We start from the raw sequence: 3880 nt of genomic DNA on the forward strand, positions 1-3880 counted from the left end.
AGTCAGCGCCGGCGCCGCCCGCCCGTTGCGCCCCACCGCCAGCACCGCCGCCGCCAGCGCCAAGCCGCCCAGGATCACCGCGCCCCAGCGCGCCGCATCGGGCAACGCGAACCACGCGGCGATCCCCGCCCCGATCATCACCGGCACCCACAGGAACAGCTGCCCGCGCTCGACCTCCAGCCAGCGCTCGACCCGCGCGGCGACGCCGCCCGGCCATGCCGGGGTCGGGAACCGCGTCGGCCCCCATGCGCGCGCGGCGTCGGTCCCCATCGGGGCGACAGCTTGGGCCAGCCCTAGTCCCTACGCAAGCCACTCCAATACCCTACGTATCACTGCGGTTTGAAGCCTGCGAAACCGCGTGCTAGGGGCGCAGCCGGCCATCCCGGCCACCCTTTGCAAGCTGGAGATCGCGCGGTTGAGCGCAGTAGTTGAGCCTTCGGGCGCCACCATCGTTACGCGCTTCGCGCCCTCGCCCACCGGCTTTCTGCACATCGGCGGCGCGCGCACCGCGCTGTTCAACTGGCTGTTCGCCCGCCATCACGGCGGCAAGTTCCTGTTGCGCATCGAGGATACCGATCGCGCCCGCTCGACCGAGCCCGCCATCGCCGCGATCCTCGACGGGATGCGCTGGCTCGGCCTCGATTGGGATGGCGAGGAAGTCTATCAGTTCGCCCGCGCCGATCGCCATGCGCAGGTCGCGCACGCGATGCTCGAAAGCGGCCACGCCTATCGCTGCTGGATGACGCAGGAGGAGATCGCGGCGCAGCGTGAGGCAGCGCAGGCGGCGAAACAGCCCTATCGCATCCGCAGCCCGTGGCGCGACCGCACCGACGGCCCGCTCGATCAGCCCTATGTCGTCCGCATCCGGGCGGAGCGCGAGGGCGCGACGACGATCCGCGACCTCGTCCAGGGCGAGGTGACGGTGCAGAATGCCGAGCTGGACGACATGGTCCTGCTGCGGTCGGACGGCACGCCGACCTATATGCTCGCGGTGGTGGTCGACGATCACGACATGGGCGTCACGCACGTCATCCGCGGCGACGATCACCTCAACAACGCCTTCCGTCAGCTGACCATCATCCGTGCGATGGGCTGGGCCGAGCCGACCTATGCCCATATCCCGCTGATCCACGGCGCGGACGGGGCAAAGCTGTCGAAGCGGCACGGCGCGCTCGGCGTCGACTCCTACCGCGACGAACTCGGCGTGCTGCCGGAGGCGCTGTTCAACCATCTCCTCCGCCTCGGCTGGGGCCATGGCGATGCGGAGATCATCGACCGGGCGCAGGCAATCGAATGGTTCACGCTCGACGGCGTCGGCAAGAGTCCATCGCGCTTCGACCTCAAGAAACTCGACAGCCTCAATGGCCATTATATCCGCGCCGCCGACGATGCCCGCCTCGCCGATCTGGCCGCCAAATTCCTGCCGTTCGAACCGACGGCGGAGCAGCGCGATCTTCTGCAGCGCAGCATGCATGCGCTCAAGCCGCGCGCCGCCAGCCTGATCGAAATCGCCAATGGCGCGGCCTTCCTGTTCGCCAGCCGCCCGCTGCAAATCGACGCGGATGCCGTGCCGCTGCTTGAAGGCCCGGCACGCGAACTTATTTCGCAACTGCACAGCGCGCTTGACGCGGTGGCGGACTGGAATACGGAAGCACTCGAAGCTGCGGTACGTGAGGTCGCGGAGTCGGCGGGGGTCAAGCTGGGGGCGGTGGCACAGCCATTGCGCGCGGCGCTCACCGGCAAGCGCACCTCACCGGGGATTTACGACGTGCTCTTCCTGCTGGGGCGCGACGAAAGCCTCGGCCGCATTGCAGATCAGATGACGGCCTCCCCGGGCGCATGACACGGACGGCTGAAGGAAAGGAAGTGACGATGACCGACTCCACCCTCAATCTGGGCGACAAGGCATATCCCGTGCGACAGGGTAGCGTCGGCCCCGAGGTCGTCGACATCCGCAAATTCTATGCCCAGACGGGCATGTTCACCTACGACCCGGGCTTCACCTCGACCGCATCGTGCGAGAGCGGCCTCACCTATATCGACGGCGACCAGGGCATCCTGCTGCATCGCGGCTATCCGATCGACCAGCTTGCCGAACAGTCGAGCTTCATGGAGGTCGCCTATCTGCTGCTGAACGGCGAACTGCCGAGCGGCGACGAGCTGGGCAAGTTCACCCACACGATCAGCCGCCACACGATGCTGCACGAACAGCTCGCGACCTTCTACCGCGGTTTCCGCCGCGACGCACACCCGATGGCGATCATGTGCGGCGTGGTCGGCGCGCTTTCGGCCTTCTACCACGACTCGACCGACATCAGCGATCCGCACCAGCGCATGGTGGCGTCGCACCGCCTGATCGCCAAGATGCCGACGATCGCGGCGATGGCGTACAAGTACAGCGTGGGCCAGCCGTTCCTCTACCCTGACAACTCGCTGTCCTACACCGGCAACTTCCTGCGCATGACCTTCGGCGTCCCGGCCGAGGACTATGTCGTCGATCCGGTGATCGAAGCGGCGATGGACAAGATCTTCATCCTCCATGCCGATCACGAACAGAACGCCTCGACCTCGACCGTGCGCCTCGCCGGCTCGTCGGGCGCCAATCCGTTCGCATGCATCGCGGCTGGCATCGCCTGCCTCTGGGGCCCGGCGCATGGCGGCGCGAACGAAGCCGCGCTCAACATGCTGCGCGAGATCGGCCGTCCCGAGCGAATCCCCGAATATATCGCCCGCGCCAAGAACAAGGACGATCCGTTCCGCCTGATGGGCTTTGGCCACCGCGTATACAAGAATTTCGATCCGCGCGCGAAGGTGCTGTCCAAGGCCGCGACCGAAGTGCTGGACAAGCTCGGCATCAGCGATCCGGTGCTCGACACCGCGCGCGAGCTGGAGCGGATCGCGCTCAGCGACGATTATTTCATCGAGAAGAAGCTGTATCCGAACGTCGATTTCTATTCGGGCGTGATCCTGTCGGCGATCGGCTTCCCGACCACGATGTTCACCGTCCTCTTCGCCCTCGCCCGCACCGTCGGCTGGGTCGCGCAGTGGAACGAAATGATCAGCGATCCGGACCAGAAGATCGGCCGCCCGCGCCAGCTCTACACCGGCCCGACCCAGCGCGACTACGTGCCGGTCAGCCAGCGCTGATGCGATCAAACCCCTCTCCGGTTCGCCGGGGAGGGGTTTTCACATGCTGGTGGCGATGATGTAGCCGCCAACCGCGATCACCACGATCGCGAACAGCTTCTCCAGCAGCCCCTTGCGTGCCGCCATCCGCTTGCCGATCGCGATGCCCGCCACCGCGCCGCCGATACCGCCCAACAGCATAAGTCCCGCGATCCGCCAGTCGACATAGCCCGACAGCGCATAGGATCCCGCGGTCGTCGCGCCGAGCGCGCTGACCACGACCAGCGACGTGCCCGCCGCATAGCTCAACGGCATCCGCGTCGCCGCGATCAGCGCGGGGACGATCAGGAACCCGCCGCCGATCCCGAAAAAGCCCGAGGCAAGGCCGACCGCCAAGCCGGCGGGTACCAGTCGCGGCACCAGATGCCGCGCGGTGGCACGGCTCAGCCGGACATCGGGCTGCTCCACCCCGCGCCGCTTGCGGAACATCGACAGGCCGATGGCGATCATCAACAGCCCGAACAACAGCAACAGCCGCTGCCCATCCATCGCCTTGCCCAGCTCCGCACCCGCCGCAGCACCCGCGACGCCCGCCACTGCGAACAGCGCGCCACAGCGCCACTTGACCGTCCCGGCGCGGGCATGGCCGACCAGTCCCGCCAGCGCATTGGCCGCCACCGCCACCGCTGCCGTCCCGATCGCGGCATGCGCCGACCCGACGCCGACGACATGGACCAGCAACGGCACCGCAAGG

4 protein-coding genes are annotated in these 3880 nt (G+C 67.4%); 2 read left to right on the forward strand and 2 right to left on the reverse strand.

Features of this window, described 5'->3' with window-relative positions:
- Nucleotides 1-270 (reverse strand): hypothetical protein (locus AX681_RS16100; protein ID WP_156456117.1); only part of this gene is annotated, 270 nt, incomplete at its 3' end.
- Between the two features lie 145 nt (nucleotides 271-415).
- Between AX681_RS16100 and gltX the strand changes: the two genes are divergently transcribed.
- Both gltX and AX681_RS16110 read left to right on the forward strand, forming a co-directional pair.
- Nucleotides 416-1843, forward strand: coding sequence for a glutamate--tRNA ligase (gene gltX, locus AX681_RS16105; RefSeq protein WP_066682486.1), 1428 nt, complete (start codon nucleotides 416-418; stop codon nucleotides 1841-1843).
- Between the two features lie 29 nt (nucleotides 1844-1872).
- Nucleotides 1873-3147 carry a citrate synthase gene (locus AX681_RS16110; RefSeq protein ID WP_066663480.1) on the forward strand — a complete coding sequence of 425 codons (1275 nt, stop codon included), beginning with the start codon at nucleotides 1873-1875 and terminating at the stop codon, nucleotides 3145-3147.
- 39 nt (nucleotides 3148-3186) lie between these two features.
- On the opposite strand, the gene AX681_RS16115 is transcribed toward AX681_RS16110, so the two are convergent.
- On the reverse strand, nucleotides 3187-3880 hold a 694-nt coding region (locus AX681_RS16115), incomplete at its 5' end, for a sulfite exporter TauE/SafE family protein (protein WP_066682488.1).

The sequence above is a fragment of the Sphingomonas sp. CCH9-E2 genome (genome assembly GCF_001557215.1).
Taxonomy (GTDB): domain Bacteria; phylum Pseudomonadota; class Alphaproteobacteria; order Sphingomonadales; family Sphingomonadaceae; genus Sphingomonas.

Bases quoted from the DNA above. Each gene is read 5' to 3' on its own strand.
- AX681_RS16110 (WP_066663480.1), top strand. From the start codon at position 1,873: ATGACCGACTCCACCCTCAATCTGGGCGACAAGGCATATCCCGTGCGA.